This is a genomic window from Bradyrhizobium sp. 160 (assembly GCF_023073735.1).
Taxonomy (GTDB): Bacteria; Pseudomonadota; Alphaproteobacteria; order Rhizobiales; family Xanthobacteraceae; genus Bradyrhizobium.
Genome location: NZ_JADPKD010000057.1, coordinates 59745 through 82916, shown reverse-complemented (window position 1 = coordinate 82916; position 23172 = coordinate 59745). Strand labels below are relative to the sequence as shown.

The window sequence follows — 23172 nt, the reverse complement described above, 5'->3', positions numbered from 1 at the left end:
TAATGCTTTGCCCTGATGCCGTTCTTGGCCACCGAACTCCGGCGTCGCGCCGGTGTCACATGGCGACCGAGCAGGCGCGCTGGCCCGCCAGCGGCCGTCTCGCAGCGAGACGTGAAGGGCACTTGTGCGCCGCACGCAAATTCGAGGCTTTGACTAGGCGCAAGGATGTTCGATCATGGCGATGCGATCCATTTCCAAGCGAAACGTCAGACAGGGAGTAAGACGATGAGGATCTGGAAAACGGCAATTGCCTGTTCGCTGGCCGGCGTGGTCATGGCCGGCCAAATCGAGCAGGCCGCGGCGGGTCCGATGCCGACCAACGTCGCGACCATGAAGGCTGCCGTCGGCGATGATGTCACGCAGGTGCATTGGCGCGGCGGCGGCTGGGGATGGGGTCTCGGCGGCCTCGCGGCCGGTGCGATCATCGGCGGCGCCATCGCCGCCAGCACCGCGCCTTACGCCTATGGCTACTATGGCGGCCCGTACTACGGCGGCTATGGCTACCCGGGGTACGGCTATGGTTATGCCCCGGCTTATTACGGCTATGGGCCCGCCTACGCTTATCCGCGATACTATCGGACGTATCGTCCGTACTACGGCTATCGTTACGGCTACTACCGGCCGTATCGGGTCTTTCACCGGCCTTACTATCGTGGATATTGGTAACGTTTTGCGCGGCTAGAGCGCGAGCCACACGATCATGCTCATGCTGGCCAATTGCATGAGCACGATCGCGGCGAGATGCAGCGGGCCGGCCTCGAGGCGAAGCCTGCGCATCCCGCCGGGTCCAATTAGTTCGATCCTGCGGCCGCAGCCGTGAAGCTGCGGTCGACGGCTTTGCCGACGTCGAGCTTTTTCGGCAGGATGCCATAGCGCGTCGAGCGATCGGAGGCTTCCTGCACCTCCTTCACGACGTTCTCGTCGATCACGATCGGGCTGGTGCGCTGCGCGGTGTAGGCCGAGAGCAGCACGTCTTCCGGCAGCTTGGTTAGCTCGGCCGTGTTCTTGGCATAGTCGGAAAGGTGATCAAGCGACCATAGCCGCGCCTTGTTCAGCCGCTGCACAAGATCCTGCACCGCCGCGCGCTTGATGGCGATGGCGTTGTCGGAAGCGACGATGAAGGTGATGGTTGGCGTCAGGCCTTCTCCGTCGGCGATCACGCGGGCTTTGTCCTTCAGCGTCGCGAACGAGACGTAGGGTTCCCACACCGCCCATGCATCGATCGAGCCGGCGAGCAGCGCGATCTTGGCGTCGACCGGTCCGAGCGGCGCGAAGGTCGCATCCTCCAGCTTGATCTGCGCCTTCTCCAGCGTCGCGCCGATCAGAAACTGGCCCCAGCCGCCGCGCGTGCCGGCGAGCCGTTTGCCCCTGAGGTCGGCGGCCGACTTGATCGGCGAATCCTGGCGCACCAGGATGGCCTGCGTCTTCGGGTCTGACCTCGTCCCGCCGATCGCTTTGATCGGCGCGCCGGCCGCATAGACCGACAGGAACGAGAGATCGCCGGTATAGCCAACGTCGAGCGCACCGGCGTTGAGCGCTTCCAGGATCGGCGCGGCCGCGGGGAACTCCGACCACTCGATTCTGTAGGGCAGGTCTTTCGTGTAACCGGAGATTTCGAGCAGCGACCGGTTGCCGCCTTTCTGGTCGCCGACGCGCAGCACGACGGTGTCGGCCGCGAACGATGCGGCGGCTGTCGACAAGGTGAGGGCGGCGGCAAGCAGCGATGCCGCGAGACGGCGGGTGATGGGATGATGATGGGAGTTGATGCGCATGTGGCCTGTCTTGTTGGTTTGCTCACGACGCGTGAGCGAGCGATGCAGCAAGATGATGAAGTCTATGACCGCGCGCTGCGCAGTCAATGAAATGGCTATCCGTATTGCAGAGGCGGCAGGCAAGGACGTTTTAGCAAAGTGATGCTTTCGAGAAAGTGCGGTGTGCGCGGCCGAAATTGCGTAGGAAAGAAGCAGGGAGCGGGAAGCCCGGCGCTCTGCCAAACGATGCAGCGGTGAAAATCCTTTCATCGTTCGCGAGGGTGGCGATGGAGAGAATGACTTCGCTTCGCCAAACATTCGAAATTCCATTTCATTGACGATGCGGCGACTGCGCCGCATCATTTGCGCATCGCATCAACGCGGCGCGTGAAGCGCCGGCGAAAAGATTTTCTCTCAAACGCAGCTCCGTACGGAACATGCGCAACGCGAGCCGTTGCGCATGTAGCGGAGCCGTGCCAGCGCAGGAGTGGGACCGATGAGCAACGACGACAAGCGCGGTGGATCGAGGCTGGACCGGCGCCATCTGCTCCAGGCGGGGCTTGCGGCAGCCTTCGCTGCGCCGTTCGGCGCCCTTGGTGCGGCACACGCGTTTGCGCCGCGCGGGTTCGCGCCCGGCGTCGACTTCTCGGAATTTCCATTGTGCCAGACGGCATCGAATGCACCTGCGCTCACTGGCGCTCCGCGCAAGCTGAAACTGTCGTGGAATGCCGGCGCGGTCTGCCTCGCGCCCGTGCCGGTCGCCATCGAGCACGGCTTCTTCCAGAAGCACAATCTCGACGTCGAGCTCGTCAACTATTCCGGCTCGACCGATCAGTTGCTCGAGGCGATCGCGACCGGAAAGAGCGACGCCGGCCTCGGCATGGCGCTGCGCTGGCTGAAGCCGCTGGAGCAGGGGTTTGACGTCAAGATCGCCGCCGGCACCCACGGCGGCTGCATGCGGGTGCTGTCGCGCAGCGATTCCGGCGTCGCGAAGCTCGCCGATCTCAAGGGCAAGATCGTCGCGGTCGGCGACCTCGCCGGCCCCGACAAGAATTTCTTCTCGATCCAGCTCGCCAAGCTCGGCATCGATCCGATCAAAGACGTCGATTGGCGCGCCTATCCCGGCAATTTGCTCAACGTCGCCGTGGAGAAGGGCGAGGTGCAGGCCTTCCTGTCCTCCGATCCGCTCGCCTATCTCTGGCTCAAGGATACACAGTACAAGGAAGTCGCTTCCAATCTCGATGGCGAGTATCGCGAAAAGAGCTGCTGCATTCTCGGCTTGCGCGGCAGCCTGGTGCGCGAGGAGCCGCAGATCGCCCGGGCCATCACGCAAGCGCTGCTCGATGCTGCGATGTTTACCGCGCAGCATGCGACGATTGCCGCACAATCGTTGCGGCCCTACGCACCGAAGGCGGCCACGCTCGCCGACATCGAGGGCATGGTGCGCTACCACACCCACCACCATCATCCGGTCGGTGACGTGCTCAAGCGCGAGCTCAAGGCCTACGCCGATGATCTGAAGAGCGTGCAGGTCTTCAAGCCGAGCACCGACACGGCCAAATTCGCGGAGCGCATCTATGTCGACGTATTCGCTGTCTGACGGCCTCGCCTCCGGCGCGCCACGCCTCTCTCGCGCGCCACTGCTTGCGAATTGGGTCCGGGAGACCGGCGTCGGCGTGCTCGCAAGCATCGCCTGGATCGGCTTTGGCCTGTCCTGCCTGTGGTGGCAGGATGTCGGCGACTGGTCGCGCACGCATTCGATCGGCATTGCAGCCTTCATCGTCGCTGCGGTCGCCCTGTTCGGAACGGTGGGTGCCGATTATCTCGGCTCGGCAGGCCGCGGCTTGCGCAAGCGCGCGCCCTGGCTGGTGGCGCTCGGCGCGTTCCTGACCTTGTGGGAGGTCGCGACGGCAAAATTCGCTTGGCTGCCGCTGCCGTTCTTTCCGCCGCCGCAATCGATCGTCGAGGTCTATACCGATGATCTGCCAAAGCTGCTCGACAGTGTCTTTGCCTCCGTAAAACTCCAGCTCGGCGGTTATCTGGTCGGCGCCACGATCGGCTTTCTGACCGGCGTCTCGATCGGCTGGTCGCGCGCAGTCGGTTATTGGGTGCATCCGGTGCTGCGCTTCATCGGTCCGTTGCCGGCGACCGCGTGGCTGCCGATTGCCTTCTTCACGTTCCCGTCGAGCTGGAGCGCCTCGACCTTCCTGATCGCGCTGGCGACCGGCTTTCCGGTCACCGTCTTGACCTGGTCCGGCGTCGCCAGCGTCAGCAACGCCTATTACGACGTCGCGCGGACCTTTGGGGCCAGGCCGTCCTTCCTGGTGCTGAAGGTCGCGATTCCGGCGGCACTGCCGCACGTGTTCGTCGGGCTCTTCATGGGGCTCGGCTCGTCCTTCGCGGTGCTCGTCGTTGCCGAGATGATCGGTGTGAAGGCGGGGCTCGGCTGGTACCTGCAATGGGCGCAGGGCTGGGCCGCCTATGCCAACATGTATGCGGCACTGATCGTGATGTCGCTGCTCTGCTCTGGCGCGATCACGCTGCTGTTTTCGATCCGCGACCGCCTGCTGGTCTGGCAGAAGGGGACTGTAAAATGGTAGCTCTGGCTCAAGCGATCGCGCGTCCGGCTGCCGGCGCCGCGCTCGATATCGAGCAGGTCAGCCATGCCTTCGACATCGACGGCGCCGAGCTGCCCGTCCTCAGCGACGTCAGTATCTCCGTCGAGCCCGGCGAGTTTGTCGCGCTGCTCGGTCCCTCCGGTTGCGGCAAGTCGACCTTGCTGCGGCTCGTCGCCGGCCTCGATAAGCCGAGGTCCGGAACGCTGCGCGAGGACGAGAGCCGCATCATCAGTCCACATCCCTCACGCGTGGTCGTGTTCCAGGATCCGACCCTGTTTCCCTGGCGGTCGGTCTGGGACAACGTCGCCCTGGGCCTCGAGGCCCAGGGCATTTTGAAGAGCCAGCGCCACCGCGTCGACGATGCTCTCGACCTCGTCGGGCTGTCGTCTTTCCGCAACGCTTATCCGCACCAGCTCTCCGGCGGCATGGCGCAGCGCGTCGCGTTGGCGCGAGCGCTAGTCAACGATCCCAAGATCTTGGTTCTCGACGAGCCATTGGGAAAACTCGACTCTCTGACCCGCATCACCATGCAGGCCGAGCTTGTCTCGCTGTGGCAGCGCAAGGGCTTTACCACGCTGCTGGTGACGCACGATGCGGAGGAAGCCTTGGTGCTCGCCAACCGCGTCATCGTCTTCAGTGACCGCCCGGCACGGGTCAAGGCCGACATCCGTGTCGACCGGCGCTATCCGCGCCACCGCGGCGATCCCTATCTGGCCGATCTGCGCCGCCAGATTCTCGGTCTGCTGGGGTTGGATGCGACATGGTGACTCCCGCAGCCAAAGGGCGCACAGCCCCCACCCAGCCCGATTACATCGCGCGTGCTGAAGACCTGGCAGCAGGTTTTGCCGCACGCGCGGCCGAGCATGACCGCAATGGCAGCTTCCCTTTCCAGAATTTTCGCGAGCTCTCCGAAGCGGGCCTGTTGTCGCTCACGGTTCCTGCGGCTCATGGTGGGGCCGGCGCCGGCGCACGATACGCCGCGCGCGTGATCGGCATCATCGGCAAGGCCGATCCGTCGACGGCGCTGGTGCTGTCAATGCATTACATCAATCATCTCGTCATGTCGCGGAGCCCGACCTGGCCGGCGCGGCTGTCACGCAACCTTGCGCGCGAAAGCGTCGAGGGCCTGGCGCTGATCAACGCGCTGCGCGTCGAGCCGGAGCTCGGCTCGCCCGCGCGCGGCGGTCTGCCGGCGACGATCGCGCGGCGCACCGAAACCGGTTGGCGCCTGTCCGGTCACAAGATCTATGCGACGGGATCGCCGATCCTGAAATGGTACCTGGTCTGGGCCCGGACCGACGAGGCGGAGCCGCGGGTCGGGCAATTCCTGGTGCCGGCGGGCCTGCCGGGCACGCGCATCGTCGAGACCTGGGACCACCACGGCCTTCGTGCCAGCGGCAGCCATGACGTCATCTTCGATGACGTCATGATCCCGCTCGACGCCGAGGTCGATGTCCGCAAGCCGGCGGATTGGCGCACGCCCGACGTGACGCAGGCGACCATCCATACGGTATTCGTTGCCGCGATCTATGACGGCGTCGCCCGCGCCGCGCGCGACTGGCTGATCACGTTCCTGAAGCAGCGCGTTCCCGCCGGCCTCGGCGCGCCGCTGGCGAGCTTGCCGCGGGCGCAGGAGATTGTCGGTGCCATCGAGGCGCGGCTCGCGGTCAATGCACGGCTGATCGAATCATTTGCGCGTGATTTCGATGATGGCGTCCAGCTCTCGGCGAGCGAGTCCAACGTCATCAAGCTCACCGTCACCAACAATGCCGTCGCGGCGGTCGAGGATGCGCTGTCGCTCTCCGGCAATCACGGCCTCAGTTGCACCAATCCGCTGGAGCGCCACTATCGCGACGTGCTGTGCGGGCGCGTGCACACACCGCAGGACGATTCCACGCGCAGCGGTCTCGGCCGCGCCGCATTGGGCCTCTAGCTTTCAGAAAAAATCAGGGAGACGGTCATGTCGATCGAATTCATCGGCTTCATCAGCAACAACCATTCGTCCGAGACCATCGTCCGCGAAGGGCCGGTGCTCAATCCGACCCACATCGAGACGGTGGCGAAAGCGCATGAGAATGCCGGCTTCGATCGTGCGCTGCTGGCGTTTCATTCGACCTCGCCCGATGCGCTCCAGGTCGCGCAGCACGTCCTCGGCATCACCGATCGCCTGAACGTCTTGATCGCGCAGCGGCCCGGCTTCACCGCCCCGACGCTGCTGGCGCGGCAGTTCGCGGCGCTCGACCAATTCTCGCGCGGCCGCGTCGCGATCCACGTCATCACCGGGGGCAATGCCAGCGAGCTCCGGCAGGACGGCAACACGCTCGACGACAAGGACGAGCGCTACGCTCGCACTTCCGAATTCCTCGACGTCCTCAAGCTGGAATGGACCAGCGACAGGCCGTTCACCTACGGGGGCAAGTACTACCAGGTCGAGAACGCCTTTTCGCAAGTTAAGCCGTATCGCCCGGAAGGCATCCGCGTCTATTTCGGCGGTGCTTCCGATGCGGCGATCGACGTTGCCGGCAAGCACGCCGACACATTCGCGCTGTGGGGTGAATCCTATGCGCAGGTACGCGACGTCACTTCTCGCGTCCACAACGCGGCGGTCCGGCACGGGCGGCCGACCCCGCGTTTCAGCCTGTCAGTGCGGCCGATCATCGCGCCGACGGAGAAGCAGGCCTGGGAGAAGGCGGAGAACATTCTGGCGCGCGCGACCGCGCTTCAGGACAAGACCGGCTACCGCAAGCCCGCCGACGGCCACGCCACGGCCGGCGCGCGGCGCCTGCTCGCGCTCGCCGACCAGGGCAGCCGCATCGACAAGCGGCTCTGGACCGAGATCGCGAAGCTCACCGGCGCCAACAGCAACACCACCGCGCTGGTCGGTACGCCCGAGCAGGTCGCGGAAGCCTTTGGCGACTATTACGACCTCGGTATCAGCCATTTCCTGATACGCGGCTTCGATCCGCTGATTGATGCCATCGAATATGGCCGCGAGCTGATCCCGCTGACGCGTGAACTGATTGCGAAGCATCAGGCTGTCCGCGGCGCGGCCGCGGAATGATCCGTCTCACGTGTCCGGTGCGCTGCTAGAGTAGGATACACTCTTGTTCCGGACACGGCCGCGTCCGAGGCACGAGATCTCACGCATTGCTCAAGCGTCCGTGAGATGAGAATGCGCCCTTCTACGCGAAAGCCGCTCTCGAAACGTTCCTTCTGCATTTCGCGTCCCCGACAACATCCCCATTGCTATTTGCGCCCGCTCCCTTGCGCTACGCCACTTCCCGCCGAGATGCTTTAGACGACCACATCGGGAGACCGGCCATGGGCCTACAAGAAACAAAAATCGAATCGCTTCCCTTTGTCACTGCCGAATTCAATTATCTCGCGCCGGTCTTAGGCAAGCCGCGTACCTACGCCTTCGATCCGCCGCCGGGCGAGCCGAAGAGCACGGCGCTTGCAGAGCCGCATCAGGTCCCGATCTTTGATGCGCGGCTGATTGCGCAGAATTTCTCGCTCGATCGCGAAGGCTTCGCGCTGGTGCGTCATCCGACCCGCGTGAAGGATTTCTACAACGAGGAGGAGGTCAGGGCCGTCTATTATCCCGCCGTGGAGGCGTTCCTGCGCGCGACGCTGAAGGCCGATCGTGTCTTCATCTTCGACCACACCGTGCGCAAGCGCATCGAGGGCGCCGCCGACATCCGTGGCGGTGGCCCGCGCCAACCGGCGACGCGCGTGCATGTCGACCAGACCGCCGTCTCCGGCGCCAACCGCGTGCGCGAGCATCTGCCTGACGAAGCCGAAGAGTTGCTGAAGGGTCGCGTCCAGGTGATCAATCTGTGGCGGCCGATCCGCGGCCCCTTGCGCGATTCACCGCTGGCGATGGCTGACGGCACGACGGTTGCGCCCGACGATCTCATCGCTTCCGATTTGATCTATCCCAACCGTCGCGGCGAGACCTATTCGGTAAGGTACAATCCGAACCACCGCTGGTTCTATTTCCCCGAGATGACCTCAGACGAGGCGCTACTGCTCAAGTGCTATGATTCCGCAACCGATGGCCGCACGCGGTTCGGGCCGCACACCGCCTTCGTCGATCCGACCACGCCGCCAGATGCCGCGCCGCGCGAGAGCATCGAGGTGCGCACCCTGGTGTTCCACAAACAGTAACAAAGTGTGATGGTACTGCCGGGCATTGCCCGGCACTGTTTCCGGAACTTTGGGGAACAAAGCGACGTTTGCAGCGCCGGGCTGGGCAACCGGGAGGGTGCCGTGCAAGCGCAGACGACGCTATTGGTATTTCTTGCCAGCTTTTGCTTTTTGCCTTTTCTGCTGCCCACGCCGAAAGCGGGCTTGCTTCGTACTACGGATACGCCAAGGCTGGCAGAGGTGGCGAACTGACATGCGCGCACCGGACGCGTCCTTTCGGCACCATGCTGAGAGTGTCCTATAGCGGTCGAACGATCCAGTGCCGCGTCAACGATCGTGGCCCGTTCATCCGCGGCCGCATCGTCGATCTTTCAGTGCCGGCCGCGCGGGCGCTCGGCATGATGAGCGCCGGCGTGGTGCGGGTCTCGGTGGATTAGGCCGGCCAGCGGGCTATAGTGCCTCCCAAAGCAAGGGTGAGGGGCGCTATGGCCAGAATCAGAGTCGGACTCGTCGGCTGCGGCTTCGTGTCGGAGCTGCACATGTATGCGTTCCAGCGCGTCTATGGCGTCGACGTCGAGGTCGCGGCGGTGGCCGCGCGCGGCGATCAAGTGGTCGAGTTTGCGACCCGCCACCATATCCCGCGGGTCTATCGCAGCTTCGCGGAAGTGATTGCGGACCGTGAGCTCGATGTCATCGACATCTGCACCCCGCCCAATCTCCATGCCGAGATGATCGTCGCCGCCATGCAGGCGGGCAAGCACGTCATCTGCGAAAAGCCCTTCGCCGGCTATTTCGGCCACGACGGCGACCAACAGCCGATCGGCAAGCGCGTGCCGAAGGCGCTGATGTACGAGCGCGTGCTCGGGGAGATGGACGCGACGCGGGCCGCGATCGAGCGTAGCGGCAAATTGTTCATGTATGCCGAGGACTGGATCTACGCGCCCGCGGTGACCAAAACCGCGGAGATCATTAGGGCTACCGGCGACAAGATCCTGTTCATGAAGGGCGAAGAGAGCCATTCCGGCTCACACGCTGCACATGCCGCGCAATGGGCGATGACCGGCGGCGGCTCGCTGATCCGCATGGGCTGTCATCCGCTCTCGGCCGTGCTTTACCTCAAGCAGGTCGAGGCGAAAGCGCGCAGCGAGACCATTCGCGTCGCCAGCGTTACTTGCGACGTCGGCAACGTCACCGCTGGCCTCAGGCCCGAAGAACGCACCTATATCAAGGCCAATCCGGTCGATGTCGAGGATTGGGGCACGCTGACGGCGACTTTCTCCGACGGCACCAAGGCGACGGTGTTCTCCGGCGACATGATCATGGGCGGTGTGCGCAACCTGATCGAGACCCACACGAGTGGCGGCTCACTGTTCGCCAACATCACCCCGAACACGCATTTAATGAGCTACCAGACCAGCGAGGAGAAGCTCGCCAGCGTCTACATCACCGAAAAGGTCGACCGGAAAACCGGCTGGCAATATGTCTGCCTCGAGGAGGAATGGACGCGCGGCTACTTGCAGGAGATCCAGGACTTCATGGAATGCGCCGCGACCGGACGGCAGCCGCTGTCGGACCTCGCGCTGGCGTACGAGACCATCAAGGTGAACTACGCGGGCTATTGGGCGGCGGAGGAGGGGAGAAGGGTGGTGTTGTAAGGGCATAGCTCTCTTACTCTCCTCTCGAGGGAGGGCAATCGCATATGGGAAGCGGCTTCCATGCGGCGCATCCTTCGAGACGCCCGCTTTGGCGGGCTCCTCAGGATGAGGGCGGAGTGTGCGGCAGCAGTTTCAACGGGCCCTATGCCAATTAGCCTCGTCCTGAGAGCCCGCGCAGCGGGCGTCTCGAAGGACGAGGCGTTTGCTCAGGCCGCTCCAAAAATTCATATGCGATAGCCCGTCCAGGGGAGGGCGGCACGAGAGCGCAGCCGCCTCACGCCCCGTAGGTCGAGCCCTTCGGTAGCGGGAAGACCGGCTCCCGCGTGCGGATGTTCGTCGGCCACACCACCGAGATGTGCTCGCCGGCGTTCTGCATCACGACCGGGGTCGAGCGCTCGTTCTGGCCGGAGAGCGGCGTGCCCGGCCGGAAGAATTTCACGCCATAGCCCTGGATGGTGCCGCCGGCGGGGATGTCGACGTCGAGCGCTGCCTTGCGGATGGCTTCGGGGTCGAAGCTGCCGTACTTCTCCTTGGCGACGGGCAGCACGTTGTTGAGCAGCACCCAGGTCTGGTTGAAACCCATCGAGCAGTGCGGCGGCACGTCGGTCGCGCCGGTCTTGGCCTGGTAGCGCGAAACCATGGTCTTGATCAGGTCGCCCATGCCCGGCGCGAGCTTGGCGGGATCGAGCAACTGCGCCGGCACCGGATCGATGTTGCAGAAATTGTCGATGTCGGCACCGAAAGTCGCGCGCAGCTTGTCGAGCTGGCTGTAGCCGGCGCCGGCCCCGAACAGCATCTTAAAGCGCAAACCGCTCTCGCGGGCCTGGCGCAGGAACAGGGTGATGTCGGGGTTGTAGCCGGCATGCGAGATCACGTCGGCCTTGGCACGCTTGATTTTTGTCACCAGCACCGAAAGATCGGGCGCGGAGGCCGAATACCCTTCGCGCAGCACGACCTGGATGCCGGCCTCCTTGGCATAGGCCTCGTCGGCGGAGGCAACGCCGACGCCATAGGGGCCGTCCTCGTGGATTAACGCGACCTTGACCTCCTTCGGATCGATGCCGAGCTTGGCTTTCGCATGCTCGGTGATGAAGCTTGCAAAGGCCTGGCCGTACTGGTCGGAATGAATCTGGGCGCGAAACACGTATTGCAGGTTCTTGTCCTTGAACACGGCGGTCGAGACCGCGGTCGTGATCCAGAGGATCTTCTTCTGCTGCTCCACCTTCGCCGCCATCGGCACCGCGTGCGCGCTGGAATAGACGCCGTTGATGATGTCGATCTTTTCCTGGCTGATCAGCCGCTCGGCCTCATTGATCGCGACGTCCGCCTTGCTCTGGGAGTCGGCGGCGACCGGCACGATCTTGGTCTTGCCGCCGATGCCGCCCTTCTCGTTGACGAGGTCGATGGCGATCTGCGCGCCGACCGAGGAGGCGACCGAGCCGCCGGCGGCAAAGGGGCCGGTGAGGTCGTAAATCAAGCCGATGCGCAAATTCTCGGCTTGCGCCTGGGCCCGTGTCCAATCGAGGCTGAGTGCGGCGGCGGCAGCCGCCGATGTCTTCAGCAGCTGCCTGCGTGAAGTCGGCATCCTATCCTCCCTCAAAAACCGTCTTGTGTTTGATTTTTTTCGAAGTATTGGGAGCAGGATGGCGAAAGTCAACATCGCCCAAGGTCGATAGGCGTCGGCCGCGACACAACGCATCTGCGAAAGACAAAGGAAAAGCCCACCGCTCCGCGCGGGAGCGATGGGCTTGCATGGGCGCGGCTCGATTACTGCGACAGCTTCACGAAGCTCGGAAACTTCATCTTGCCTTCCGCGATCTTCTCGGGCCAGACCACGACCTGCTTGGAATCCTGCCACTGGAAGACGAGGCCGGTGACAGTGCCGGGGCCTGACTTGATACCGTGGGTGAACTCGTCGTTCTTGCCGTAGAACTGGATGCGGCCGATCGTGCCCTCGTAGTCGGTCTTCTCGAGCTCGGCGACCATCTTGTCGGGATCGGTCGAGCCGGCGCGCTTGATGGCTTCCGTGATGAAGTAGACCTCGTCATAGGCGGTGTAGCCGGTATAGGCCGGCGGTGCGCCGAACTTGGCCTTGAAGGCAGCCGCGAACGGCTTCGTCTTGGGGGTGACGGCGACGTCGGGTGTCGCAACCGCCAGCGACGGTATGCCGTCGGCCGCGCCATTGGTGTCCTTCCAGAAGGTCGGGCTCAGCGCCTGCGCGCTGATGCCGAACATCGGGATCGGCACCTGCTGGTTCTTCCACTGCACCGTCGGCTGCACGCCGACATGGGAGATGCCGGTGACGATCACGTCGGGCTTCTTGCTCTCGATGTTGTTGAAGATCGGCGTGAAGTCGGTGGTATCAGGCGAGAAGCGGACGTGCTCGACGACCTTCAGACCGGCCTTCGGCAGGCAGGCCTCGTAGCCGACGTCGAGCGGCTTGGTCCAGGCGGCGTCCTCGCTCATGATCGCCACGGTCTTGAACTTGAGCTTGTCGACGAGCAGGTCCTTGGCGGCGTCGCAGACGAGCTGGGCCTGCGCGGCCGAGGTCAGATAGCCGTGGAAGGTGTACTTGTTCTTCTCGTAGTCATTGTGGATCGCCTTGGTGATCTCGTTCGAGGCCGCGCCTGGCGTGATCAGCGGCATCTTCAGCCGCGCCGCCCAGGGCTCGAGCGCCAGCACGACCTCGCTGATATAGCTCGCGATGACGGCGGAGACCTTGTCCTCGCTGACGGCGCGCTGGAAAGCGCGAACGGAATCCGCCGACGAGCTCTTGTTGTCGTAGGTCACGATCTCGATCTTGCGGCCGAGCACGCCGCCCTTGGCGTTGATCTCGTCGGCGGCAATCTGCGCACCGCCTGGCGTCGCCGCGCCAGCGATCGACTGCACTTCTGCGATGACGCCGATCTTGATCGGATCGCTCGACTGCGCGTAGGCGGGAGCGGCAAGGCACAAGGCCAATGCGGAGGCGAGGAGGCTGCTGCCGAGAACTGATGGTCGCATGGTCGTTTCCCTTTCTATGTTTTTGTTGATGTTGACAGACTTAAAGAAAATCGGCTCCGGCCTCGCTCGCGAAGCGGCCGGGATCGCCTTCCCACACGATCCTTGCATGCTCCAGCACATAGACGCGGTCGGCATGTGGCAGCGCGAAGGTCACGTTCTGCTCGCCAAGCAACACCGTGATCGATGTGGTCTGCCGCAGCTTGGTCAGCGCCTTGGAGAGTTGCTCGAGGATGACGGGGGCAAGGCCCAGCGTCGGCTCGTCCAGGATCAGGATCTGCGGCTGCATCATCAGGGCACGGCCGATCGCGAGCATCTGCTGCTCGCCGCCGGAGAGCGTCTGCGCCATCTGGCTCTGGCGTTCCTTCAGGATCGGGAACAGCTCGAACAGCCAGGTGAGCTGTGCGGCGCGCTTCTCGTCGGAAAGATGCTGGCCGCCGAGATCGAGATTTTCGCGCACGCTCATCTCGCCGAACAGCTCGCGTGATTCCGGACATTGCACGAGGCCGCTGCGTGCGATCTTCGCCGGTCTCGTGCCGCGGAGTTTCTCGCCGCCGCGCACGATCTCGCCGCTGTAGGGCAAGAAGCCGGAGATGGTGTTGAACAATGTGGTCTTGCCGGCGCCGTTGAGGCCGACGATCGAGACGAACTCGCCCTCGTGGACATGGATCGAGACGTTCTCCAGCGCCTGCGCCTTGCCGTAGAACACGCTGACATTCTCGACCTGGAGCAGCGGCACCTTATCCTTGAAGCTGGTCTCGGGCCGCGCATGGGTCTCGATCGCGCCGCCGAGATAGACCCGGCGCACGGTCTCGTTCCTCATGACCTCGTCGGCTTTGCCGGTGACGATCTCCTCGCCGAGATACATCGCGAGCACGCGGTCGACGAGGGCGGCGACGCTCTTGACGTTGTGATCGACCAGCATCACCGCGCGGCCTTCGTCGCGAAAGCTGCGGATCAGGTCGGAGAACATCTCGACCTCGGCGCGCGTCAGCCCAGCGAAGGGCTCGTCGACCAGCACGACCTTTGGGTCACGTGCGATGGCCTTGGCGAGTTCGAGCCGGCGCAGATCGGCAAACGGCAGGGTCGGCGGGCGGCGGTTCATCACATTGCCGAGCCCAACGCGCTCGGCGATCCATTTGGCGCGCTCGATCAGCGCCTTGTCGGGGAACAGCATGAACAGACTGTCCGGCAGCAGCGCGACCAGGATGTTCTCCAGCACCGTTTGCCGGTTCAGCGGCCGCGAGTGCTGGAACACCATGCCAAATCCCTTGCGCGCGATCTTATGCGCGGGCAGGCCGGCGACGTTCTCGCCTTCGAAGACCACTTCGCCTGATGTCGGGCGCTCGATTCCCATCACGGTCTTCATCGCGGTCGACTTGCCCGAGCCGTTCGGCCCGATCAGGCCAAAAATCTCGCCGCCATTGACCTCGAAGCCGAGGTTCTTGACTGCGGTCAACCCGCCGAAGCGTTTAGTCAGGCCGCGGACTTCGAGCACGGCCCTGTTTGGAAGCCTCATATCCATCACGAGCGCGCCTCGCGCGAGAGGGCCGCTCCGAGGAAGCCGCCAGGGAAGAACAGCACGACGAGGAGCGCGACCGCCGAGACGATGAAGGTCGCGAGCTCACCGGTCGGCCGCAGGAACTCGCCGGCGACGATCAGGAAGATCGCGCCCAGCGCAGCGCCCAGCACGGTGCGCCGGCCGCCGAGCACGGCGGAGACGATCACGTTGACGCCGACCGCGACGTCGACGACGGTGCCGACCGAGGCGGTGCCGAAGTAGAATACCAGCAGCGCGCCTGACAGCCCGGAGAAGAACGCGCTGACAATGAAGGCGGCGAGTTTGTGCTTGACGATGTTGAAGCCCAGAGCGCCGGCCTGCACCGGGTCCTGGCCGCTGGCCTGGAGCACGAGGCCGATCGGCGATTGCGACAGGCCGTAGAGGATTGCGGCCGAGATCGTCATGAAACCGAGCGCGATCCAGTAATTCACGCCGGCGTTGATAGAGATGACGTCGGGAATGGTCAGCCCGATCTCGCCGCCGGTGAGGTCGGCGAACACCACCACGAAATTCTGCAGCATCAACACCGCGACCAGCGTGGTCAGGCCGAAATAGGGCCCGCGCACGCGCAGGGCCGGCAACGCCAGCACCAGACCGGCGATGACGGAGGCGAATGCGCCGAGGACGATGCAGAGATAAACCGACCAGCCGAACTGGGCATTGAGGATGCCGGCGGTGTAGGCGCCGACGCCGATCAGGAAGGTCGGCCCGAAATTGACCTCGCCGGCAAAGCCGAACAAGAGGTCCCAGGCCATCGCGAACACACCGAAATAGAATGCGACGGTGAGCAGGCCCAGCACATAGCCAGAGACGTAGAGCGGCAGCGTTGCCGCGATGACGACGAGCGCGAGCGAGACGAAGAAGAGGCGAGAGGTGAAGAAGGTGGCCATCTCAGCGCCTCCCCAGAAGGCCCTGGGGCCGGATGTACATCACAAACACGAGCAGCAGCAGCGCCGGGATGGTGCGATAGGCCGGCGAGATCAGATAGGCGGTCAGGGTCTCGAGATAGCCGACCACGAAGGCCGCGATCAGCGAGCCGGAGACGCTGCCGAGGCCGCCGAGCACGACGATGGAGAACGCGCTCGCGGTCAGCGGACCGACGCTGTAGGAGCTGACGCCCAGAAACATGCCCAGCAGCACGCCGGCGATGCCGGCGAGGATACCATAGATCGCCCACACCACGACGTAGATGTTGGTGAGCTCGAGGCCGAGCAGCGTGACGCCGCGCGGGTTCATCGAGGCGGCCAGCACGGCCTTGCCGGTGCGGGTGCGGTTCACGAGGAGCCACAACAGAGCGATGACCAGGCAGCAGACGATCGCCGTGAAAATCTCATTGCGCGGCGTGCGGACGCCGAGGATCTCGACCACGCCCTCGACGATCGGCAGCACGGTCTTGGCGTTGTTGGTGAAGAAATAGGCGATCAGCTCCTGGATCATGATGCCCCACAGCAGCGTTCCCGTGAGGACGAAGATCTCCTTCTCCTCGTTCGGAATGCGGCGCGAATCCTGGATCGGCTTCACCACTGCGAAATAGGTGGCAAATGCCGTGATGAGGGCGACGCCGACGCCGATCAGCGCACCGGCATAGGTGCCGACGCTGAGAATGCTGGCGGCGGCCCAGGCCGCCACCGCTGCGGCCACCATGATGGCGCCGTGGGAGAGGTTGAGCACGCCGGAGACGCCGAATATCAGCGTGAAGCCGGTGGCACCGAGAGCGTAGAGAGCGCTGATGGCAAAGCCATCGATCAAAATCTGAAATGCTCGCATTGATGATTGGCCGGGCAATCTGGCTGCCAATTGGAGGAAAAGGTGCTGCGTGCACCGCATGCGAAAGGCTCTCCAGGCAAGGCCCGGATGCCGTTCCGATCAGTTCGCGGTTAACTTGATGGAGCTCGGGAGACTGACGTCACTCCTGACGGCGTCCTCCGGCGCGCCGATCACGGCGGCGTCGAGCGAATTCGCAACGCAACAGAGAGTCTCTTCTTCATGTTGTTTTTCTCCCTTGAACAGCCTCTTGTGAGCTATTGGGGCGCGACTATACCGGCGAGGGCATTCTCGGCAAGTGAAACTGCATTCAGGATTGTGAGAGGCCGGTTAAAGTCCATTGCTGCGCAAATAGAGTGCAGCGTGACTCGGGCACGTCAGGCATGCAGATTCGGTCGACGCCCATGCACGTGTGCCGCCAGCATGCTCCCATCTGTTCAACGGGCGTGCAGCAGCGACGGATCGAGCGCGGCGAGGCGCGAGGGCTCGAATGGCGAAAGGTCGATCTGCGTCGTGCCCTCGGCGATCAGCTGCGCCAACGCCTCGCCGGTCGCGGGTGCATTGAGGATGCCCCAGACATTGTGTCCAGTCGCAACGTAGAGGCCCTCGCTCTGCGGCACCCTGCCGATCAGCGGCAGACCGTCCTGCGTCACCGGGCGGAAGCAGGCCTGGCGCGCGACGATCTTCTCGGGCCGGAACAGCGGCGACAACCGCTCGCTCATCGCCTGCAGGCGCGCGATCGCGTCCTGGTCGGGTGTCACGGCTGCGGGATCGAGCGGCAACGGCGCGATGTCGGAAAGCGCCGTGATATGCGTGCTGCCGTCGGCACGTGGGAAAACCTCGATCGACACCGCGCCGCCATTGTCCTCATGCTCCAGAAACAGCGCATCGGCTGGCACATCCGCGCCGGTGTCATAAACGATGCTCGGGCTGCGCTGGCCATAGATGGCGGGCAGGTTCATCCATTGCGCCGCGAGCAGCGACCACGGCCCCATCGCGATGACGACGGCGTCCGCCTCGATGACGCTGCCCTCGACCTGGACGCCGCTCGCTGTGATGCCATCCGCATCGCGCACGATGCCGCTGACCCGGCCGCGACGAAGCTGCACGCCTTGCGTGAGCGCCGCATCCATGACGAACGAGGTGAATTTGCGAGGGTGAACGATCGCGGTCGTCGCGGTCGTGCCGATGGTTTGCGCGATGGCGACGCCGTTGGCGAGCCAGCCAAGTGCCGAGGGCAGATTCCGCCGTGCGTCACCATCGGGGACAACGAGGCCGCTATAGGCGGTCATGGGGCGGTAGCCCCAATCGCCCGCGATCTCCCCGGGCAGTTGCGCATGAAGTGCGAAGCTGCGCCGCGCCAGTGCGTCGAGCGGCGTGCCGGTGCACCAGTCGCGTGCGAGGAAACCGCCGGCCTTGCCGGAGGCTGCGGCCGCGATCTCTGTCCGTTCCACCACAATGACGTCGATGCCGCGGCGACGAAGAAACCAGGCGGTGCAGGCGCCGATCACGCCACCACCGCAGATCACAACACGCATGGCCTTTTTTTCCTCGCGCGCCGAAGGATTATCAAAACGATTGGCGCCGGCGAGGAACGCCGGCGCAGCGTCGCAATGGAGCTTGTGTCGCTCAGCCCGGGCCTGCGCCCTGCGTCGCCGTGTAGACCGCGTAGAGCGACTGGCTCGCCGCCATGAACAGCCGGTTGCGCTTGGGGCCGACGAAGCAGACGTTGCCGCACACCTCCGGCAGGCGGATGCGGCCGAGCAGCTTGCCCTCCGGCGACCACACCGTCACGCCGCTATAGCCGACGGCGCGCCCGGCATTGCTGGAGGCCCAGATATTGCCGTTGACATCGCAGCGCAGGCCATCCGGCCCGCACTTCACGCCGTCGATCACGCAATCGCTGAACTTCTTGGGGTTGGAGAGCTTGTTGTCGCTGCCGACGTCGAACACGAAGATCTCGCCCTTGCCGCCCGCTCCGGTGTCGCCCGGTCCCTTGCCGGTCGAGGCGATGTAGAGCTTCTTGTAGTCCGGTGAGAAGCACAGGCCGTTCGGATCTGGCACCTGGTCTTCGGTGACGACGAGATCGATACGGCCCGAGGGGTCGATGCGATAGCAGTTGGTCGGGAGCTCGCGCTTGCCCGGCACGAAGCCGGCGGGCTGTCCGATCCGCGGATTGAGCTTGCCGCCGGCATTGCTCGGGCCGCCCGCGACGTCGGGCTCGCCTTCGTAGAGCTGGCCGCCATAGGGCGGATCGGTGAACCAATAGCTGCCGTCGGGGTGTGCGACGATGTCGTTCGGCGAATTCAGCTTCTTGCCCTGATAGGAGTCCGCGAGCACCGTGGCGGTGCCGTCATGCTCATAACGCGTCACCCGGCGCGTCAGGTGCTCGCAGGAGAGCTGGCGGCCCTGAAAGTCGAATGAGTTGCCGTTGGAATTGTTTGAGGGCGTGCGGAACACGGTGACGCGGCCGTCATCCTCGCTCCAGCGCATCTGCCGGTTGTTGGGAATGTCGCTCTACAAGAGATACCGGCCCTGCGCGCTCCAGGCCGGGCCTTCGGCCCACAGCACGCCAGTATAGAGACGCTTGATCGCGGTGTTGGGCTGCGCGAGATCGTTGAAGGAGGGATCGACGGCGATGATGTCGGGATCCCAGAAATACGTGGTCGGCGCGCCCTGGGGACCGAAATCGCGTGGCGGGGTGGTGATCGTCGTCGGCGGTGCGGCGGGGCCGGTCTGGGCCAGGGCGGAGCCGGCTCCGGCCATTGTGGCGGCGGCGCCGAGCGCAAGCCCTTGTACAACTCCTTGGACGAGTGTTCGTCGTGAAAGCGCAGCATCCTGGTCACGCTGCCCTTCGTCACGAGCCTCTTGGCGTGTCATCGCGTCCTCCCGATCATGTTCGCTGACCGGTTGATCCGGCCGAGCGGGCGGAGGTTAGTGCGGTCCGCTGCCGGTTGCGAGGGGTGGAATCGAAACCGCTGCGCGATGGCGGGTCGCAATTTCGTCACCTTCGAATGCGTTTGGATTGGAGGCGCTTACGGGGACAAAGCCGGAGTTCATTGTGCAAGTTGTCGTCCTGGTCATCCTGCTCGCGATTGCATTTGCGGCCGGCTATTTCACGCGGGACTACGTCTCCCGCAAAAGACGGGCGGAGGCGCTCCGCTGGCGTGAGTACACCGAGCCGGACTGGCTGCCTGCCAACGCGCCGGCGAACACCAACGAGATCACGAATGGCGGCACCGCTGTGGTCGCCACCGGCGAACTCGGTCAGATGCTGAACCGCTGGGAGAACAGGGCCCGCGCCCGCCGCACTGGCACGGGATAGCCGGCGCGTCTTGCGTTCGTCTGGTAACCTGGATGCAGCGAAGCGAATCTGGGACAGTGTTCCCGCATTCCGCTTCGCTTCATGCAGGCTGCAATCTCTCCTATTTAGGTCAGTTCCACTGACTATCTTTTAGGCGTTGCAGTGGCAGGCGTTTCTCGTTTAGAAACGGGCGGATGGAGCCCCTCCCGGCAACCAACCGTCAACTGTTTTGACCGAGGATTGAGGGCTCAAAGGGTCTGGCAATGCTGATTCGCGGCCAAATCGATGGGATTTCGGGGGAGGTGGCCGTGGCCGCCGCCACGATCCCGGCCGCGCTGCCCACCCTCATTCTTGGCGGGCTTCTTCTTAGCTGCCCCTGAGGGCCGGCTGGGCGCCACGCGCCTGGGCGCTCAGGGGTTGTACGAGATCACCGGACACCTCAAGCGCCCAGACCACTGAACGGCGCAAAAGCTCAAAAGGAAATCTAGAATGGCCACCGTGAACAAGTCCGACAAGGACCGCGTCATCATTTTCGACACCACGCTGCGCGACGGCGAGCAATGTCCCGGCGCCACCATGACCTTCGAGGAGAAGCTCGAAGTCGCCGAACTGCTGGACGATATGGGCGTGGACGTCATCGAGGCCGGCTTTCCGATCACCTCCGAGGGCGACTTCCAGGCCGTCAGCGAGATCGCCCGCCGCTCCAAGAATGCGGTGATCGCCGGCCTGTCACGCGCCCATCCGGCCGACATCGACCGCTGCGCCGAGGCGGTGAAATTTGCCAAGCGCGGCCGCGTCCACACCGTGATCGCGACCTCGCCGCTGCACATGCGGGTGAAGCTGAACAAGACTCCGGAGCAAGTGATCGAGACCTCGGTCGCGATGGTCGCGCGCGCCCGCAACCAGATCGACGACGTCGAATGGTCGGCCGAGGACGGCACCCGCAGTGAGATGGAGTTTCTATGCCGCATCGTCGAGGCCGTGATCAAGGCCGGCGCCACCACGGTGAACATCCCAGATACCGTCGGCTACACGGTGCCGGAGGAATACACCCACTTCATGAAGACGCTGATCGAGCGTGTGCCGAATTCAGATAAGGCTGTATTCTCCGTGCACTGCCACAACGACCTCGGCATGGCGGTCGCCAACTCGCTGGCCGGTATCGTCGGCGGCGCGCGTCAGGTCGAGTGCACCATCAACGGTATCGGCGAGCGCGCCGGCAACGCCGCGCTGGAAGAGATTGTGATGGCGATCAACGTGCGCAACGACAAATTCCCGTACTGGAACAAGATCGACACCACGCAGCTCACCCGCGCCTCGAAGGTGGTATCGGCGGCGACCTCGTTTCCCGTCCAGTACAACAAGGCTATCGTCGGCCGGAATGCGTTCGCGCATGAGAGCGGCATCCATCAGGACGGCGTGCTGAAGGACGCGTCCACCTACGAGATCATGCGGCCGGAGATGGTCGGCCTCAAGCAGTCCTCCCTGGTGCTCGGCAAGCATTCCGGCCGCCACGCCTTCGTGCACAAGCTGGAGGAGATGGGCTACAAGCTCGGCCCCAATCAGCTGGAAGATGCGTTCACGCGGATGAAAGCGCTGGCCGACCGCAAGAAGGACATTTACGACGAGGACATCGAGGCGTTGGTTGACGAGGAGATGGCGGCCTCGCACGACCGCATCAAGCTGACCTCGCTGACCGTGATCGCCGGCACCCACGGTCCGCAGCGCGCCACCATGAAGCTCGACGTCGACGGCCAGATCAAGATCGAGGAAGCCGAGGGCAACGGTCCGGTCGACGCAGTGTTCAACTGCATCAAGCGCCTGGTGCCGCACGAGGCCAAACTCGAGCTGTACCAGGTTCACGCGGTGACCGAAGGCACCGACGCGCAAGCTGAAGTCTCGGTGCGGCTGTCGCAGGACGGCCGTTCGATGACGGCGCGCGCGGCGGATCCGGATACGCTGGTCGCCTCCGCAAAGGCCTATCTCGGCGCGCTGAACAAGATCGTCATGAAGCGCCAGCGTGACACGGTGACGACGGCAGCGGCGAGCTGACAAGCGAAGCCTTGTCATTGCGGGCGATGCGCGTGGGCTTCACCTCTCCCGCTCGCAAAGCGGGAAAGGGCGCGCAGCGGTGCTCGTGGCATTCACCATGAATACCTGCCCTGCTAACGGCCAATAGCCGCATGGCGCGCCGCCCTGTATTGATGCAGCCGGCATGAGGACGGTCGCCCGCGCGCCGGGCGGCCCAAATGACATCAGGGAGAGATTATGCGCACCTTCGCGATCGCGGCCTCCGTCGCGGCATTGGCCTTAGGCCTTGTCGGCCCCGCTAGCGCCGACCCGATCATCATCAAATTCAGCCACGTCGTCGCGACCGACACGCCGAAGGGCAAGGGGGCGGAGAAATTCAAGGAGCTCGCCGAGAAGTACACCGGCGGCAAGGTCAAGGTCGAAGTCTATCCGAACTCGACGCTCTACAAGGACAAGGAAGAGCTCGAGGCGCTCCAGCTCGGCAGCGTGCAGATGCTGGCGCCGTCCAACTCGAAATTCGGCCCGCTCGGCATCCGTGAATTCGAGGTATTCGATCTGCCTTACATCCTTCCCGATCTGAAGACGCTGCGGAAGGTGACGGAGGGCCCGCTCGGCGCAAAGTTGCTCAAGCTCCTCGACGCCAAGGGCATCACCGGACTTGCCTACTGGGATAATGGCTTCAAGCAGATGAGCGCCAACAAGAAGCTGGTCTCGCCTGCCGACTATCAGGGCGTGAAATTCCGCATCCAGTCCTCGCGCGTGCTCCAGGCCCAGTTCAAGGCGCTCGGCTCGCTGCCGCAGGTGATGGCGTTCTCGGAAGTCTACCAGGCACTCCAGACCGGGGTCGTCGACGGCCAGGAGAACACCTGGTCGAACATCTATACCCAGAAGATGCACGAGGTGCAGAAGTACATCACCGAGACCAATCACGGTTACATCGGTTACGTCGTGATCGTGAACAAGAAGTTCTGGGACGATTTGCCGGCCGACATCCGCGACCAGCTTTCCAAGGCAATGAAGGAAGCGACTGCCTTCAGCAACGCGCAGTCGCAGAAGGAGAACGACGACGCGCTCGCCGAGATCAAGAAGAGCGGCAAGAGCGAGATCATCAAGCTCACGCCGGAGCAGGACGAGGCGATGCGCAAGGCGATGGAGCCGGTCTACAAGGACGCCGCAGGCCGCGTCGGCCAGGCGCTGATCGATGAGTTCCAGAAGGAAGCCAAGAGCACGACGAACTGATCTTGATGCACGATGAACGGGGGCTTCCGTGCGAGCTGCACGGAAGCCTTTTTGTTGCAAATGATTTCCGATCGTGGCTGGCGGTAAATCAGCCGTTACGTGG

Annotated in this window: 18 protein-coding genes and 2 pseudogenes; 12 read left to right on the top strand and 8 right to left on the bottom strand. The window is 64.0% G+C overall.

Translation table 11 applies throughout. The features are described 5' to 3' along the window. Window positions 1-225: 225 nt before the first annotated feature. Window positions 226-666 carry a hypothetical protein gene (locus IVA98_RS23230; RefSeq protein WP_247355610.1) on the top strand — a complete coding sequence of 147 codons (441 nt, stop codon included), beginning with the start codon at window positions 226-228 and terminating at the stop codon, window positions 664-666. 125 nt (window positions 667-791) lie between these two features. Here the strand turns inward: IVA98_RS23230 and IVA98_RS23225 are convergent, their stop codons facing one another. Then, window positions 792-1772, bottom strand: a complete 981-nt coding sequence (locus IVA98_RS23225) for an ABC transporter substrate-binding protein (RefSeq protein WP_247306412.1) — start codon at window positions 1770-1772, stop codon at window positions 792-794. A gap of 475 nt (window positions 1773-2247) precedes the next feature. On the opposite strand from IVA98_RS23225, the gene IVA98_RS23220 reads away from it, so the two are divergent. The 8 genes and pseudogenes from IVA98_RS23220 to IVA98_RS23185 all read left to right on the top strand — a co-directional run bounded on the left by IVA98_RS23220 (window position 2248) and on the right by IVA98_RS23185 (window position 10170). After that, on the top strand, window positions 2248-3351 hold the full coding sequence (locus tag IVA98_RS23220) for an ABC transporter substrate-binding protein (RefSeq protein WP_247306410.1): 1104 nt from the start codon (window positions 2248-2250) through the stop codon (window positions 3349-3351). Further along, window positions 3329-4351 carry an ABC transporter permease gene (locus IVA98_RS23215; protein WP_247355609.1) on the top strand — a complete coding sequence of 341 codons (1023 nt, stop codon included), beginning with the start codon at window positions 3329-3331 and terminating at the stop codon, window positions 4349-4351. Before IVA98_RS23220 ends, IVA98_RS23215 begins: the two co-directional genes overlap by 23 nt. Then, window positions 4345-5136 (top strand): ABC transporter ATP-binding protein, encoded by a 792-nt coding sequence (locus IVA98_RS23210; protein WP_247306407.1) that lies wholly within the window; start codon window positions 4345-4347, stop codon window positions 5134-5136. Before IVA98_RS23215 ends, IVA98_RS23210 begins: the two co-directional genes overlap by 7 nt. After that, window positions 5130-6302: an acyl-CoA dehydrogenase family protein gene (locus tag IVA98_RS23205; RefSeq protein ID WP_247355608.1), complete on the top strand. Its 1173-nt coding sequence runs from the start codon at window positions 5130-5132 to the stop codon at window positions 6300-6302. The genes IVA98_RS23210 and IVA98_RS23205 overlap by 7 nt, the downstream gene beginning before the upstream one ends. Window positions 6303-6329: 27 nt before the next feature. Beyond that, window positions 6330-7430, top strand: a complete 1101-nt coding sequence (locus IVA98_RS23200) for an LLM class flavin-dependent oxidoreductase (RefSeq protein ID WP_247355607.1) — start codon at window positions 6330-6332, stop codon at window positions 7428-7430. A gap of 260 nt (window positions 7431-7690) precedes the next feature. Further along, on the top strand, window positions 7691-8536 hold the full coding sequence (locus tag IVA98_RS23195) for a CmcJ/NvfI family oxidoreductase (protein ID WP_247306401.1): 846 nt from the start codon (window positions 7691-7693) through the stop codon (window positions 8534-8536). 102 nt (window positions 8537-8638) lie between these two features. After that, a pseudogene (locus IVA98_RS23190) lies at window positions 8639-8952 on the top strand (septal ring lytic transglycosylase RlpA family protein). Between the two features lie 48 nt (window positions 8953-9000). Further along, window positions 9001-10170 carry a Gfo/Idh/MocA family protein gene (locus IVA98_RS23185; protein ID WP_247306397.1) on the top strand — a complete coding sequence of 390 codons (1170 nt, stop codon included), beginning with the start codon at window positions 9001-9003 and terminating at the stop codon, window positions 10168-10170. 274 nt (window positions 10171-10444) lie between these two features. Here the strand turns inward: IVA98_RS23185 and IVA98_RS23180 are convergent, their stop codons facing one another. The 7 genes and pseudogenes from IVA98_RS23180 to IVA98_RS23150 form a co-directional block, all read right to left on the bottom strand. Beyond that, on the bottom strand, window positions 10445-11755 hold the full coding sequence (locus IVA98_RS23180) for an ABC transporter substrate-binding protein (RefSeq protein WP_247306393.1): 1311 nt from the start codon (window positions 11753-11755) through the stop codon (window positions 10445-10447). Between the two features lie 182 nt (window positions 11756-11937). Continuing rightward, the gene (locus IVA98_RS23175; RefSeq protein WP_247335363.1) at window positions 11938-13173 is read right to left on the bottom strand and encodes an ABC transporter substrate-binding protein; all 1236 of its coding nucleotides are present in this window, start codon (window positions 13171-13173) and stop codon (window positions 11938-11940) included. A gap of 40 nt (window positions 13174-13213) precedes the next feature. Beyond that, window positions 13214-14695 (bottom strand): ATP-binding cassette domain-containing protein, encoded by a 1482-nt coding sequence (locus tag IVA98_RS23170; protein ID WP_247306388.1) that lies wholly within the window; start codon window positions 14693-14695, stop codon window positions 13214-13216. After that, the gene (locus IVA98_RS23165) at window positions 14695-15621 is read right to left on the bottom strand and encodes a branched-chain amino acid ABC transporter permease (protein ID WP_247278584.1); all 927 of its coding nucleotides are present in this window, start codon (window positions 15619-15621) and stop codon (window positions 14695-14697) included. Before IVA98_RS23165 ends, IVA98_RS23170 begins: the two co-directional genes overlap by 1 nt. Before the next feature lies 1 nt (window position 15622). Beyond that, a complete protein-coding gene (locus IVA98_RS23160) occupies window positions 15623-16498 on the bottom strand; it encodes a branched-chain amino acid ABC transporter permease (RefSeq protein ID WP_247306385.1) in 876 nt (291 codons plus the stop codon). Between the two features lie 434 nt (window positions 16499-16932). Then, a complete protein-coding gene (locus tag IVA98_RS23155; protein WP_247306382.1) occupies window positions 16933-18033 on the bottom strand; it encodes an NAD(P)/FAD-dependent oxidoreductase in 1101 nt (366 codons plus the stop codon). Between the two features lie 91 nt (window positions 18034-18124). Beyond that, window positions 18125-19375: pseudogene (locus IVA98_RS23150) on the bottom strand (SMP-30/gluconolactonase/LRE family protein). Window positions 19376-19553: 178 nt separating this feature from the next. On the opposite strand from IVA98_RS23150, the gene IVA98_RS23145 reads away from it, so the two are divergent. The 3 genes from IVA98_RS23145 to IVA98_RS23135 all read left to right on the top strand — a co-directional run bounded on the left by IVA98_RS23145 (window position 19554) and on the right by IVA98_RS23135 (window position 23069). After that, a complete protein-coding gene (locus tag IVA98_RS23145) occupies window positions 19554-19820 on the top strand; it encodes a hypothetical protein (RefSeq protein WP_247306807.1) in 267 nt (88 codons plus the stop codon). 468 nt (window positions 19821-20288) lie between these two features. Continuing rightward, window positions 20289-21851, top strand: coding sequence for a 2-isopropylmalate synthase (locus IVA98_RS23140; protein WP_247306379.1), 1563 nt, complete (start codon window positions 20289-20291; stop codon window positions 21849-21851). A gap of 216 nt (window positions 21852-22067) precedes the next feature. Then, window positions 22068-23069 (top strand): TRAP transporter substrate-binding protein, encoded by a 1002-nt coding sequence (locus tag IVA98_RS23135; protein ID WP_247278589.1) that lies wholly within the window; start codon window positions 22068-22070, stop codon window positions 23067-23069. Window positions 23070-23172 lie beyond the last annotated feature (103 nt).